11 protein-coding genes are annotated in these 13527 nt (G+C 65.2%); 3 read left to right on the forward strand and 8 right to left on the reverse strand.

The genetic code is table 11. From position 1 onward, the window contains the following. Positions 1–32: 32 nt before the first annotated feature. The 3 genes from CIT40_RS06880 to CIT40_RS06890 are packed head-to-tail and all read right to left on the reverse strand — an operon-like array spanning position 33 to position 3182. Positions 33–884 carry an HTD2 family dehydratase gene (locus CIT40_RS06880; protein ID WP_094891680.1) on the reverse strand — a complete coding sequence of 284 codons (852 nt, stop codon included), beginning with the start codon at positions 882–884 and terminating at the stop codon, positions 33–35. Positions 885–898: 14 nt separating this feature from the next. After that, positions 899–2002 carry a CaiB/BaiF CoA transferase family protein gene (locus CIT40_RS06885; RefSeq protein WP_094891679.1) on the reverse strand — a complete coding sequence of 368 codons (1104 nt, stop codon included), beginning with the start codon at positions 2000–2002 and terminating at the stop codon, positions 899–901. Between the two features lie 10 nt (positions 2003–2012). Next, a complete protein-coding gene (locus CIT40_RS06890; RefSeq protein WP_094891678.1) occupies positions 2013–3182 on the reverse strand; it encodes an acyl-CoA dehydrogenase family protein in 1170 nt (389 codons plus the stop codon). A gap of 126 nt (positions 3183–3308) precedes the next feature. On the opposite strand from CIT40_RS06890, the gene CIT40_RS06895 reads away from it, so the two are divergent. Beyond that, positions 3309–4229: a LysR substrate-binding domain-containing protein gene (locus CIT40_RS06895; RefSeq protein WP_094891677.1), complete on the forward strand. Its 921-nt coding sequence runs from the start codon at positions 3309–3311 to the stop codon at positions 4227–4229. A gap of 249 nt (positions 4230–4478) precedes the next feature. Here CIT40_RS06895 and CIT40_RS06900 read toward each other — a convergent pair whose 3' ends face one another. After that, positions 4479–5753, reverse strand: a complete 1275-nt coding sequence (locus CIT40_RS06900) for a cytochrome P450 (protein WP_094891676.1) — start codon at positions 5751–5753, stop codon at positions 4479–4481. A 174-nt stretch (positions 5754–5927) separates the two neighbouring features. After that, a complete protein-coding gene (locus tag CIT40_RS06905) occupies positions 5928–7193 on the reverse strand; it encodes a cytochrome P450 (RefSeq protein ID WP_094891651.1) in 1266 nt (421 codons plus the stop codon). A gap of 383 nt (positions 7194–7576) precedes the next feature. On the opposite strand from CIT40_RS06905, the gene CIT40_RS06910 reads away from it, so the two are divergent. Beyond that, positions 7577–8731, forward strand: coding sequence for a DUF898 family protein (locus tag CIT40_RS06910; protein ID WP_094891652.1), 1155 nt, complete (start codon positions 7577–7579; stop codon positions 8729–8731). A gap of 3 nt (positions 8732–8734) precedes the next feature. After that, the gene (locus tag CIT40_RS06915) at positions 8735–9847 is read left to right on the forward strand and encodes a M48 family metallopeptidase (protein ID WP_094891653.1); all 1113 of its coding nucleotides are present in this window, start codon (positions 8735–8737) and stop codon (positions 9845–9847) included. Positions 9848–10035: 188 nt separating this feature from the next. On the opposite strand, the gene upp is transcribed toward CIT40_RS06915, so the two are convergent. The 3 genes from upp to CIT40_RS06930 all read right to left on the reverse strand — a co-directional run bounded on the left by upp (position 10036) and on the right by CIT40_RS06930 (position 13321). Beyond that, positions 10036–10665, reverse strand: a complete 630-nt coding sequence (gene upp, locus CIT40_RS06920; RefSeq protein ID WP_094891654.1) for a uracil phosphoribosyltransferase — start codon at positions 10663–10665, stop codon at positions 10036–10038. Between the two features lie 165 nt (positions 10666–10830). Further along, positions 10831–12057 (reverse strand): URC4/urg3 family protein, encoded by a 1227-nt coding sequence (locus tag CIT40_RS06925; protein WP_094891655.1) that lies wholly within the window; start codon positions 12055–12057, stop codon positions 10831–10833. A 7-nt stretch (positions 12058–12064) separates the two neighbouring features. Further along, positions 12065–13321 carry a GTP cyclohydrolase II gene (locus CIT40_RS06930; RefSeq protein ID WP_094891656.1) on the reverse strand — a complete coding sequence of 419 codons (1257 nt, stop codon included), beginning with the start codon at positions 13319–13321 and terminating at the stop codon, positions 12065–12067. Between the last annotated feature and the right edge of the window lie 206 nt (positions 13322–13527).

Genomic DNA, 13527 nt, shown 5'->3' on the forward strand with positions numbered 1-13527 from the left:
CTACGCTCGCAATGACGAGGAGAGAGCGATGGCTACCACACCGCCGTGCCCTTCATCGTCGGCTGGCCCTCCGCATTCGCGGTCCACAGCTCCATGCCATCAGCGGTCTCGTTGGCGTTCACCGAGAACTCGCTACCCTCGAACAGCGGCTGCAGGCCGCGATAGGTAAACTTCTTCGGCGCCTTGCCGCCGTGCAGCTTTGCCGCCATCTCGATGATCAGCGCCGCCTGCAAGGGCCCGTGGAAGATCAGGCCCGGATAGCCCTCGACCTTGGTGACGTAGTCGCGGTCGTAATGGATGCGGTGGCCGTTGAAGGTCAGCGCGGAATAACGAAACAGCAGCACGGGATCCGAGACATGGGTCTCGCGATGTTGCGCCTTCGGCGGCGGAGGCGGGGCCTTGGCGCTCACCGGCGCGCTGCCGGTCATCTCGCGATAGACGATGTCCTGCCGCTCGCGGATGGCGGTGCCGCGCGGCGAGGAGATGCTGTGCTCGACCGAGACGAAGCACAGCGTGCCGGTCGAACCGGATTTTACCTGCACGTCGGCGATGCGCGAGGTCCGGGTCGATTCGTCGCCGACCTGCAGCGGCTGCAGGAATTCGATCTCGCCGCCGGCCCACATCCGGCGCGGCAGCGGCACCGGCGGCAGGAAGCCGCCGCGGGTCGGGTGGCCGTCGGGCCCGAGCATCGACATTGGAAACACCGGCTGCGCCAGGCACCAATGCACCGTGAACGGCGCGGCGTCACCCTTTTTGGGCTCGCCAACCTCCTGGAACAGCGTCGCGCGCAGGCCCGTCACGAGCTGCGAGGTGACGATGTCGGTGGCCTCCGTGCTGCGGCCAATCCATTGCCGCAAATGATCGATGTCGAGCTTCTCGGTCATGACGCCTCGCTCTGTTACTTCCTTGATTGGGGCTTTTCGCCGATCGCGGGCACGGCGCCGTAGCTCCGCGTCTCGCCGACGATGATCGGTGCCGGCGCGGGATAGCTGACGCGACCGTTCGGCGTGTCGACTTCGATGCGGCGCAGATGCGGGTGCCTGGTGAGATCGGCCATGGTGTTGACCTCGGCAAAGGCGATGTCGGCGTCCGACAGCCGCTTGAGCAGCTCGTCGCGCGTCATCTTGCCGAACGCCTCCGCCACTGTCGTGTCGGTGAAGTCGCGGTTGCGCACGCGCTCGACCATGTTGGCGACGCGGGGATCGGCGGGCAGATCGGGCTGATCCAGCACCTTCGTGCACAGCGTCTTCCACTCGCGCTCACTCTGGATCGAGATCAGGATGTCCTTGCCGTCCTTCGAGGTGAACACGCCATAGGGCGCGATCGAGGGGTGGCGCAGGCCCATGCGCTTGGGCGGATTGCCGGCCTCGGAATTGAGCAGCGGCACGGTGCACCAGTCCGCCATCACGTCGAACATGGAGATGCGGATATCGGCGCCCTTCCCGGTGCGCCCCCGCGCGATCAGCGCCTCCAGGATCGCCGCATGCGCGGTGGCGCCGGTTGCGACATCCACGATCGACATGCCGACGCGCGAGGCGCCGTCGGGATTTCCGGTGATCGAGGCAAGGCCGCTCTCGGCCTGGATCAGGAGATCATAGGCCTTGCGGTTGGCGTAGGGACCTTCGTCGCCATAGCCGGTGATGGTGCAGGAGATCAGTCTTGGATAGTCCTTCAGCAAGCGCTCGCGCGAGAAGCCGAGCTTGTCCATCGAGCCTGGCTTGAGGTTCTGGATCAGCACGTCGGCGCTCGCGATCAGCTTTTCCAGCTCGGCGCAGCCCTCTTTCGTCGCGAGATCGACCACGGCCGATTGCTTGCCGCGGTTCAGCCAGACGAAATAGCTGCTCTGGCCCTTGGCCGCTGCGTCATAGCCGCGGGCGAAATCGCCCTCGGGCCGTTCGATCTTGATCACCTCGGCGCCGGCATCCGCCAGCCGCGAGGAGCAGAACGGCGCCGCCACCGCCTGTTCGACCGCAATTACCCTGATCCCGTCAAGTGCTCCCATGATGGTGGCCTCAATACGAGCGCGGCATGCCGAGCACGTGCTCGGCGACGAAGGACAGCACGAGATTGGTCGAGATCGGCGCGACCTGATACAGCCGCGTCTCGCGGAATTTGCGCTCGACGTCGTATTCCTCGGCAAAGCCGAAGCCGCCATGGGTCTGGATGCAGGCGTTCGCCGCTTCCCAGGACGCGTCTGCCGCCAACATCTTCGCCATGTTGGCCTCGGCGCCGCAGTCGAGCCCGGCCTCGTATTTGCGGGTCGCTTCCTTCACCATCAGTTCGGCGGCGCGCATCGAAGCGTAAGCCTTGGCGATCGGGAACTGGATGCCCTGGTTCTGGCCGATCGGCCGGCCGAACACGCTGCGCTCTTTCGCGTAGTTCGTCGCCTTGGCGATGAACCATTTGGCGTCGCCGACGCACTCGGCCGCGATCAAGATGCGCTCGGCATTCATGCCGGAGAGGATGTAGCGGAAGCCCTTGCCCTCCTCGCCGATCAAATTCTCCGCCGGCACCTTCATGTCGGTAAAGAACACTTCGGTGGTGGCGTGGTTCATCATGGTGCGGATCGGGCGGATCTCGAGGCCGTTGTTCTTGGCCTCGCGCATGTCGACGATGAACACGGAGAGGCCATCGGTGCGCTTCTTGGACTGCTCCTTCGGCGTGGTGCGCGCCAGCAGCACCATCAGGTCCGAATGCTCGGCGCGGCTGGTCCAGATCTTCTGGCCGTTGACGATGTAGCTGTCGTTGCCCTCCTTGCGGGCGAAGGTCTTCAGCGACGAGGTGTCGGTGCCGCTGGTCGGCTCGGTGACGCCGAACGCCTGCAGGCGCAATTCGCCGCTTGCGATCTTCGGCAGGTACTTTGCCTTCTGCTCGGCGTTGCCGTGCCGGAGCACCGTGCCCATCGTGTACATCTGGGCATGGCAGCCGCCGCCGTTGCAGCCCGCGCGCTGGATCTCCTCCAGGATCGCGGCTGCCGCGGACAGCTTCAGGCCCGCGCCGCCATATTCCTCGGGGATCAGCACCGAGAGATAGCCGGCCTCAGTGAGCGCGTCGACGAACGCCTTGGGATAGGCCATCTCACGATCGAGCTTGCGCCAATATTCGCCGGGAAACTGCGCGCAGAGTTTTGCGACGGCGTCGCGGATGTCGGCGTAATCTTCGGTGTGGTGTTCTTCGCTCATGGCGTTTCCAATTCTCTAGCGGCAGTCAAGATAACGCCGGCCGATCCCGAGGCGTTGTGGAAACAACGCCAGCCCCCTATGCTTATTTGTTATAGCGTATGGAATAGCCTTCCAGGATTGGCAAGCATGGATTTTCGTCAGCTCAGGACCTTCAGTTGCGTGGCCGAGCTCGGCAGCCTGTCCAAGGCCTCCGACACGCTGCGCGTGGCGCAGCCGGCGCTCTCCAGGCAGATCAAGCTCTTGGAACACGAGTTGCGCACCGAGCTGTTCACCCGCAACGGCCGCGGCATGGTGCTGACGGAAGCGGGCCGTCTCTTGCTGGCGCGCACCTCCGGCATCGTCCGACAGATCGACCAGATCCGCGACGACATCCAGTCGTCGCAGGGGCCGCCGTCCGGGCAGGTCGTGCTCGGCCTCGTCCCGACCGTGAGCTGCGTGTTGTCGGCGCGCTTCGCACGGCGCTGCGTCGAAAAATTTCCCGGCATCTCGCTGCGCATCGTCGAGAGCTACAGCGGTCATCTGGTCGAATGGCTGCACCGCGGCGAGATGGATCTCGGCATCCTCTACGGCCGCTCCGCCGATCTGCATCTCAACGTGGAGAGTCTCGGGCGCGACAACATCGTCGCGGTCGGCCCGCGCGGCTGCGGCCTTGCCCGCAAGAAGAGCGTCGACATCGGCTGGCTGCTGCGGCAGCGGCTGGTGCTGCCCTCTCACTCGCACGGCCTCCGCGCGCTGATCGAGCACGCTGCGGCCCAGCGCAAGATCAAGCTCAACGTCCAATTGGAGGCGGATTCGTTCCGCGTGCTGACGAGCCTGGTCGAGGAGGGCCTCGGCTTCGCACTGCTGCCGCCGTCGTCGGTCCATGGCGAGGTCGCGGACGGAAGGCTGGAGACGACGGCAGTCTCGAAGCCGATGACGCGCGAGCTCATTTTCGCTTCTCCGATCGACCGCCCGGTCTCGACGGCGTCTCTGGCCGTCACCGCACTCCTGCGCGAGGAAGTCGCGGCCTGCCGCAAGGACGGTGTGTGGGACATCAAATTGAGTTAGATGCGCTGGTGTCGTAGACCAACCGGGCGCAGCCCTGCCTTCGCATCTGGCGCGAGCTGTCATGCCGGAATTCTATAGCTGGGCTAGCTCTTCGCGCCATTCTCAGCTGTCATTGCCCGCGAAGGCGGGCAATCCAGTATTCCAGAGGCCGCGCGGTTGGAATCGAGGGGCCGCGACGTACTGGATGCCCCGCCTGCGCGGGGCATGACAGCGGAGTTTGAGCGGCGGCTACCTGCTCTCAGCGAGAGCCTACCCCGGAATCCGCACCGGCAGCGTCTCGTAGCCCTTGATGAAGCTCGAATAGATCCGCTTCGGCTCGCCGACGACTTCGATGCGGTCGAAGCGCTTCAGCATCTCTTCCCAGACGATTCTGAGCTGCAGCTCGGCGAGGCGCATGCCGACGCAGCGATGGATGCCGAAGCCGAAGGAGAGATGAGTGCGCGGGCGCGGGCGGTCGATGATGAACTCGTTCGGCTTGTCGAACATCTCCTCGTCGCGGTTACCGGAGACGTACCACATCACCACGCGATCGCCGTTCTTGATCTGCTTGCCGCCGATCTCGGTGTCCTGCAACGCGGTGCGCCGCATATGCGCCAGCGGCGTCTGCCAGCGGATCACCTCGGGCACCATGGAATCGATGAGCTCAGGATTGGCGCGGAGCTTGTCGAACTGGTCCGGGTTCTCGCTCAGCGCCAGCACCGAACCGGTCATGGTGTTGCGCGTGGTGTCGTTGCCGCCGACGATGAGCAGGATGATGTTGCCCATGAGATTGTCGGGGTCCATGTGGCGCGTGGCGTCGTTGTGCGCCATCAGCGACAGCAGATCGTTGCGCGGCGCCGAGTTGACGCGCTCGTTCCACAGCTTCGACATGTAGGCGTAGCACTCGTCCATCTCGCGGCGGCGCTCTTCGGCGGAGGCGACGATGCCGCTCTTGGGCAGCGCGGTCGAAACGTCGGACCAGCGCGTCAGCTTGCGCCGCTCCTCCCAGGGGAAGTCGAACAGGGTCGCCAGCATCTGCGTCGTCAGCTCGATCGAGACGCGCTCGACGAAGTTGAAGGTCTCATTGCGCGGCAGATTGTCGAGCACGGTCTGCGAGCGTTGCCGGATCAGCTTGGCCAGCTCGTCCAGATGGGTCGGGGTGAACATCGGCGACACCGTCTTGCGCTGCGACGAGTGCTTTGGCTGGTCCATCGCGATGAAGCTCGGATAGTCGTAGCCGGGCGGCACGTCGCGGATCGCGATTCCGCCGAGCGTCGAGTCCGAGGAGAAGATGCCGTGGTTGGTGTCGACATGCATGATGTCGTTGTACTTCACCACCGACCAATAGGGTTCGATCCGCGCATTGGTGCAATAATGCACCGGCTCTTCGTTGCGCAGCCTTTCGAACCAGGGCCACAGCGTGTCGTCCTGGAACAGCCGCGGCGCGCCGGGGTGGAATTGCGACAAGGGCGTCGCATAGGCCTCTTCGCGCGCCTTGCGCATGCGTTCGGCCTTGTCCACTTTAACCGGCGTTTGGATGTTCATCGTCGTGGCTCCAGTTGTTGTCTTACCTCTCCCGCTTGCGGGAGAGGTCGCGCGAAGCGCGGGAGAGGGTTCTATCCTCTCGGGGGCTGTCCCATTGCGGAGAGACCCTCTCCCCAACCCTCTCCCGCAAGCGGGAGAGGGAGCCGCAGCATCCCCCGCCGTTATAGCTCAAACTCACGCCGCAATCTTCACCGGCAGCTCTTCCAGGCCCTTCACGAAGCTCGAATAGACCCGCTTGGGCTCGCCGACCACTTCAATATGGTCGAAACGCCTAAGGATTTCCTCCCAAATTATCTTGAGCTGGAGTTCGGCAAGGCGCAGGCCCACGCAGCGGTGGATGCCGAAGCCGAAGGACAGATGCGTGCGCGGGCGTGCACGGTCGATGATGAAGTCGTAGGGCTTCTCGATCGCCTCCTCGTCGCGGTTGCCCGAGACGTACCACATCACGACCTTGTCACCTTTCTTGATCTGCTTGCCGCGGAACTCGAAATCGGCGAGCGCGGTGCGCCGCATGTGGGCCAGCGGCGTCTGCCATCGGATCACTTCGGGGACGAAGCTGTCGAGCAGATCAGGGTTTTCGCGCAGCTTGCGGTATTGCTCCGGATGCTGGCTCAGCGCGAGCAGCGAGCCCGACATGGTGTTGCGCGTGGTGTCGTTGCCGCCGACGATCAAAAGCACGAGATTGCCGAGGAAATTCTTCGCGTCCATGTCGCGCGTCGCGGGGCCATGCGCCATCATCGAGAGCAGGTCGCTCTTCGGCGGCTGCGCGACGCGCTCCTTCCACAGCCGCGCAAAATAGCCGGCGCATTCGGCCAATTCGGCCTGCCGCTCGTCTTCGGTTGCGACGAGGCCGTCGGGCCCGGGAATCGTGGTGGCGATGTCCGACCAGCGCGTCAGCTTGCGGCGGTCCTCCCAGGGAAAGTCGAACAGCACCGCCAGCATCTGCGTCGTCAGTTCGATCGAGACCCGGTCGACCCAGTCGAACACCTCACCGCGCGGCAGATTGTCCAGGCACTCGGCCGAACGCTTGCGGATGTTGAGAGCGAGATTGTCCAGGTGCGTCGGCGTGAACATCGGCGCGACGGTCTTGCGCTGCGCGGCATGGCGCGGCGGGTCCATCGAGATGAAGCTCTCGCGGCGCAGGTCCGGATCGATGTCGCGGATGGTGATGCCGCCGAGCGAGGAGGCCGACGAGAACACCGAATGGTTGGTCTCGATCTCCATGATGTCGTTGTAGCGCGTCACCGACCAATACGGCCCGAACATCGAGTCCTTGCAATAATGCACGGGATCTTCCCGGCGTAGCCGATCGAAATACGGCCAGAACGTATCGGTCCTGAACAATTCCGGATCGCCCGGATCGAATTGCTCCAGCGGCAGTGAATTGGCGCGCTCGCGAAGTGCGTCGAGCTTGGCCGCGCTCTCGATGGTCCCATGCATGACCGTTCTCCCTGGCACGCACCGCGCGTTCTCGTTGAATTCTGCGCTGCGGTATTTGATTTGCAATTACAGCCGGTTGTCTGCGCCGGAGCAAGGGAGAGTTTTGCCACATCCAGCCTTGCGACAGGGTGGATGCGTAGCCCGGATGAGCGAAGCGACATCCGGGACTTTGCTCGCGGCGTTCCCGGGTATCGCTCCGCTCACCCGGGCTACAGGACTGGGCTACGAACCTCATCAACGTGACCCTCCGCACACCGCTTGACGACGGAATCGTGCCAGAAACCGACTGGAATCGAGGTAAATCGAACCCCGCTATCTTGGGGACCGACCAAGCTCTGATCTATAGTTTGACCCAACCAAGACCGCATCCCGAGGTTGCCGCCGTGAACGACATGCAATGGACCCCGATCGGCTCCGAACCCCTGCCTCCGCCGCTGCCGCCGACGCGGGTCGACTTTACCGGCAACCGTTCCGAGTTCCGGAAAATGGTCACCAAAGGTGCCATGCTGGAGCTCGTCACCTTCGGCTTCTACCGGTTCTGGCTCGTCACCGACGTCCGCCGTCATCTTTGGGCGAACACCGCGATCGACGGCGATGCCGCCGAATATACCGGCCGGGCCAAGGAGCTTCTGGTCGGCTTCCTGTTCGCGCTCGCGATCCTGGTGCCGATCTACCTCGCCTACTTCCTTGTTGGCATCGAGTTCGAGCGCTGGCAGGGCTTTGCCTCGACGCCGCTGTTCATCAGCTTTTACGCCTTCGGCCAGTTCGCGATCTTTCGCGCGCGACGTTACCGGCTGACGCGCACGGTCTGGCGCGGTGTCCGCTTCTGGATGGACGGCTCGGGCTGGGCCTATTCGTTCCGCGCCATGGCGTGGGGCCTGCTCGTGCTGCTGACGCTCGGCCTGGCGCTGCCCTGGCGTGCGGCCTCGCTCGAACGCTACAAGATGCAGCACACCCATTACGGCGATCTCCGCGGCGATTTCGAGGGCGACGGCTGGACCTTCTTCAAGCGCGCCTGGTGGCTGTGGCTGCTCAGCCCGATCGCGCTGCTGATTTTCCCGCTCGCGCCGTTCGTCTATGCCGACTTCAAGGCGCGCGAATGGCGCTGGTGGCTCGACGGCATCCGCATCGGCGGCGTCAGCCTGTCCTCCGACCTGCCGCACGACGCCTTCTACGGCCTGTACTGGAAGGTGATCGGCTGGTGGATACTGCTCTCGATGGTTTTCTCCGCCTATCTCGGCGGCAGCGCCTTGCTGGTGGTCCGGCTGAGCGGCGTTCCGGCCGATCAGGTGTTCGGCTCCGACAACACCGCCAGGAGCATCCCGATGCTGGTGTTGATGGTCCTCGGCTATTTCGCCGTCGCCCTTGCGGTCAACATCGTCATGCGGGTCTATCTTCAGCGCGATCTCTGGGCCAAGGTGCTGGAGACCGTCGAGGTGCACGACATCGCTGCCGCGGCGGACGTGCGCGGCAGCGGCCAGCTTGCCAGCGCGCTCGGCGAAGGTTTTGCCGACGGGCTCGATGTCGCGGGATTCTGAGCTGTGAGTGACTTGTTTGCCGAGGCGCCGGCGCAGTCCGCCAAGCCGACCATCTTCTTCGACGGCACGTCGAGCCGAAGACGGCAGGTGACGTTGGCGCTCGCCGATGCGCTCGAGATCCTCGAGGAGGGCGAGGCGCCGGTTCGCTGGGCCTATGCCGATATCCGCCGCGCCGACAGTCCGGCCGGGATCTTGCGCCTGGCGTGCATCACGGCGCCGCCGCTGGCGCGGCTCGAGATCCGCGACGCAGCGCTCGCCGCCGACGTGACCGTCCGCTGCACCCATCTCGACGAGCACCGGACCTCGCGCCGCGGCGTCGCAAGGATCGTCGGCTGGTCGGTGGCCGCTGCCGTCTCCATCGTCTGCGTCGTGCTGTTCGGTGTGCCGCTCGCCGCCGACCGTCTCGCGCCGCTGGTGCCAAAACCGATCGAGCGGCGCATCGGCGATGCCTCCGAAGTCCAGGTGAAGACCATCTTCGGCCGCAGCGTGTGCGAAGACCCCGCCGGCAAGGCCGCGTTCACCAAGCTGGTCAACCGCCTGCGCGATGCCGCCGGCCTCGACGACGATTCCATGACGGCGGGCGTGCTGCCGACCGCGGTGCCGAACGCATTCGCGCTGCCCGGCGGCAAGGTCTACGTGCTGAGGGGCCTGCTCGACAAGGCGGAGAACCCCGACGAGCTTGCCGGCATCCTCGCCCACGAGCTCGGCCATCTCAAGCATTACGACAACATGCGCGGGCTGATCTACAATGGCGGCACATCGTTCCTGATCGGCCTGTTGTTCGGCGACGTCACCGGCTCGTCTGCCGTGATCTTCGCCTCGCGCAGCGTGGTGGAGGCCTCCTACTCACGCGAGGCCGAAACCGCTGCCGATACATTCGCGATCGAGATCATGCACAAGCTCGGCCGCTCGCCGAAGCCAGCTTTTGAGCTGATGTACCGCATCACCGGCAAGGAGGGCGGCTCGAAGCTCACGACGATCCTCGCCAGCCACCCGCTGACCGAAGACCGCCTCGCGCGGATGACGAAAGAGGATCGCCCGGCCTCCGGCCCGCCGCTGCTGACCGACAAGGAATGGCAGTCGCTGAAGCTGATCTGCGGCAGCGGGAAGATTTGAGCTGCGAGAATCTCGTCCGTAGCCATGCTTCGAGACGCCCGTCTACGACGGGCCCTCAGGATGAGGGCGGAGTATGCGGAGCGATTTCAACAGAATCCTGGGCAACTCAGCCTCATCCTGAGGAGACCGCGCAGCGGTCGTCTCGAAGGATGAGGCGCTTGCTCCGACGTCGCCGCGATGGAGACGCCCTACCGCGTCCCGTAGGCGCGGTCGCCGGCGTCGCCGAGGCCCGGTACGATGAAGCCGGTCTCGTCGAGACCTTCGTCCACGGCCGCCGTCCAGATCGGCACATCAGGATGCAATCCGCGCAGCCGTTCCAACCCTTCCGGCGCTGCGATCAGGCAGGCGAGGCGGATATCCTTCGCGCCGCGCTCCTTGAGCCGGTCGATGGCGGCCACGGCCGTGTTGGCGGTCGCGACGACAGGCGTCACCACGATGGCGAGGCGCTCGCTGAGATCCGACGGCGACTTGAAGAAATACTCGACCGCGGCAAAGCTGTGCGGCTCGCGGTAGAGCCCGATATGGGCGACACGCGCGGTCGGCACCAGATCCATCATGCCGTCGACGAAGGTGGTGCCGGCGCGCAGCATCGGCACGAACACCAGCTTCTTGCCGGCGATCTTGGCCGAGTGCATCGTCGCCAGCGGCGTCTCGATCACGGTATCGGTGAGCGGCAGATCGCGCGTCACCTCGTAGCAGAGCAGCATGCCGATCTCCTTGATCAGCTCGCGGAACGACTTTGTCGAGATCGATTTGTCCCGCACCAGCGTCAGCTTGTGCTGCACCAGCGGATGATCGACGATCGTGACGCCTTCCATGATCGGTTGCTCTCTTCTTCCCTTCTCCCCTTGTGGGAGAAGGTGGCGCAAAGCGCCGGATGAGGGGTCGTCTCCGCAAACTCCAGTGAGAGATGAGCCCGCGGAGAGAACCCCTCACCCGGCTTCGCTGTCGCGAAGCCACCCTCTCCCACAAGGGGAGAGGGATTAGAAAACCGTACCGTCGCTGATCACCTTGAGCGGCGGTGAACCATCGGGACGGCGTGCAAACGCGATGGCGCGGCCGGCGGCCCAGGTGCCGCCTTCCAGAATGCTGGCGAGCGGCAAGGTCTCCGGCGAACGACCGAGTTTTGCGCGAACCAGTTCGGCGAGCCGATCCAGCAGCGCCACCGTCAGCGCGCGCCATTCCACGACCAGCAGCGAATCCACCGCATGCGCGCGCTCGGCATCCGCGGCGTCGCGCAGCCGCAACACCTCGTGATCGACGAACAGGCCGCCATTGCGGTATTCGGCAAGGCCGGTGAGGCCGTCGATGTCCGTGACGTCGTAGCCTGCGCGCTGCAGCGGTTCGATCAGCGAGTAGCTCAGCCATTGCGACAGCTTGTGCAGCGGCACGAGGCCGTCCGTGTTGATCGCCGGATGGCGCCAGCAATCGCCGAGCGGAATGCCTGATAGTTCCAGCCGCGACGGCCAGATCGGCCCGAGCTGGTTCAGCACCGCCGACAGGATCGCGGGCGCGGCAATGGCGCCGTCTACCGCTTGGGCTGCGATGTAGTCGAACAATCCGCCGGGCCGCGGCGTATCGTGCAGACCGAACACATCGGCGTGCTCCGCGACCTGCCTGCCCAAACGCCGCAGCAGGTCGGTGCGACCTTCCAGCCCGAGCAGCGGATTGGCTTCGCTCGCCTGAAAGGCTGAGGTGAGTGCGGCGAGCGGCAGCTTTGCCAGCACGTCCGCATCCGCCCTGAACGGCGCGCGCGCGTCACCCGAGAACAGGCCGCTCGCAAACATGTCGAGGCTTGCGATCGCGAGCCCCTCGGACCGGCCGATGCTTTCGCCCGTCACGGCATCGCGATATCGCCACGCCGCACCCGCGCCGGCATCAAGCAGCACGCTGACGATGGCGAGGTCGAACTCGGCCCGCGCCCGCGCGGCGCGATCCGGCCACGAGGTCGCGTCGGCCAGCCCCGCCCAGCGGTCAACGCCGCCGAGCACAAAGTGCCGCCAGCGCGCGTGGAACGGAATCTCCAGCGTCGGATAGGCTTTGCGCGTCACCGCGAGCACGGCCTCCGCGACGCCGTCCATGCGGTCGAGATCGATCGTGAAGTGGCTCAAGCCGCCGGCAAGGCCGACCTGAAGCATCTGCCCGGCCCGCACGCGCACCGCATCTGCGGTGAGCAGCGAGCGTGCCTGCAATTCCAAAGCGTCCGCCATCGCGTGATCAATATTTTTCCAGCGAACGCCCGACGACGCCGTCCACGTCCTTCTCGGGCGCGATGTCGGTGGAGTAATAGCCGGCGGCCTTCTTCGCCGCGATCTCGACATGGGCGTCGGCCGGGATCAGCTCCAGCGGGATCGGCACCCGCTCGACGATGTCGATGCCTTGTGAGGTCAGCGCATCGTGCTTCATGTCGCTCATCGACAGGAAGCGGTCGATGCGCTTCAGGCCGAGCCAGTGGATCGTATCCGGCATCAATTGCTGGAAGCGCGCGTCCTGGACGCCGGCGACGCATTCGGTGCGCTCGAAATAGGCCGCGGCTGCATCGCCGTCCTCCTGGCGCTTGCGCGCGTTGTAGACCAGGAATTTGGTGACCTCGCCGAGTGCGCGGCCTTCCTTGCGATTGTAGATCACGAGCCCGAGCCCACCCTCCTGCGCCCCGCGCGCGGATTCCTCGATGCCGTGGATCAGATAGGGCCGGCAGGTGCAGATGTCGGAGCCGAACACGTCGGAGCCGTTGCACTCGTCATGCACGCGGCAGGTGATCTTGGTGCGATGGTCCGGCAGCTTGGTCACGTCGCCGAACATGTAGACGGTGGTGCCGCCGATCGGCGGCAGGAACACCTTCATGTCCGGACGCGTGACGAGCTCGGGGAACATGCCGGCGGTCTGTTCGAACAGTGTGCGGCGCAGCTCGGTCTCGTTGGTCTTGAAGCGCTCGGCAAGGCCGGGCAGGTACCACACCGGATCGATCGCGATCTTCACCACGGAGACGCTGCCATTGGCGTGCACGACCTCGCCGTCGGCGCGCAACCGCTTTGCGGCGAGCGCCTCGCGAATCTCGGGCAGGTCGAGCCGTGCCCGCGTCACCGCGATGCTGGGGCGGATGTCGGATCCCTCGGCGATCTCCTTGCCGAAATTCTCCGCGACCAGATGCCCCCAGGGATCGAGCGCGACGATCTTGGCGGGATCGCGCCATTGCTCGAACGGCCCGATGGTCGCGGCCGGAAACGTGTTGGTGAGGTCGGGCCGCCGGATCGGATCGAGCGCGCCTGCGGACACCGCGAGCGCGCGGTACATCGCATAGGATCCGCCATGGCTGCCGATCACGTTGCGATCGCCGGCGCGCGACACCGTTCCGATGACCGGCCCTCGCGCGCGTGCGTCCGTGGCGCCCCAATGGATCGGGAAGGCGGCTGTCCTGCCCGGCTCCGGATGCGAAGTCAGGCGGATGTGGTCGGTACGGTTCGCGCGGCTCATGACCAAACTCCCAAAAAACCAACGGCCCGCCGCTCGGACGGGCCTGGCTCGGTCGCGCCGCCACCGGCGACGCAAGCTCAATCCAACATAGTGTAGCGGCGAGAGGCGACAGACAAGTTAATCGTGGCAGGCGGTGCAGAGGCCGCTCCGGCGCTCATCCGATCGGCGAAGCACGCCGCATTACGGCGTATATCTATGTAATCGCT

The organism is Bradyrhizobium amphicarpaeae (assembly GCF_002266435.3).
GTDB lineage: Bacteria > Pseudomonadota > Alphaproteobacteria > Rhizobiales > Xanthobacteraceae > Bradyrhizobium > Bradyrhizobium amphicarpaeae.

Coding starts and splice junctions, on each gene's coding strand:
- CIT40_RS06890 (WP_094891678.1), bottom strand. CDS start 3,182: ATGAGCGAAGAACACCACACCGAAGATTACGCCGACATCCGCGACGCC.
- CIT40_RS06885 (WP_094891679.1), bottom strand. CDS start 2,002: ATGGGAGCACTTGACGGGATCAGGGTAATTGCGGTCGAACAGGCGGTG.
- CIT40_RS06880 (WP_094891680.1), bottom strand. CDS start 884: ATGACCGAGAAGCTCGACATCGATCATTTGCGGCAATGGATTGGCCGC.
- CIT40_RS06895 (WP_094891677.1), top strand. CDS start 3,309: ATGGATTTTCGTCAGCTCAGGACCTTCAGTTGCGTGGCCGAGCTCGGC.
- CIT40_RS06905 (WP_094891651.1), bottom strand. CDS start 7,193: ATGCATGGGACCATCGAGAGCGCGGCCAAGCTCGACGCACTTCGCGAG.
- CIT40_RS06900 (WP_094891676.1), bottom strand. CDS start 5,753: ATGAACATCCAAACGCCGGTTAAAGTGGACAAGGCCGAACGCATGCGC.
- CIT40_RS06925 (WP_094891655.1), bottom strand. CDS start 12,057: ATGGCGGACGCTTTGGAATTGCAGGCACGCTCGCTGCTCACCGCAGAT.
- upp (WP_094891654.1), bottom strand. CDS start 10,665: ATGGAAGGCGTCACGATCGTCGATCATCCGCTGGTGCAGCACAAGCTG.
- CIT40_RS06930 (WP_094891656.1), bottom strand. CDS start 13,321: ATGAGCCGCGCGAACCGTACCGACCACATCCGCCTGACTTCGCATCCG.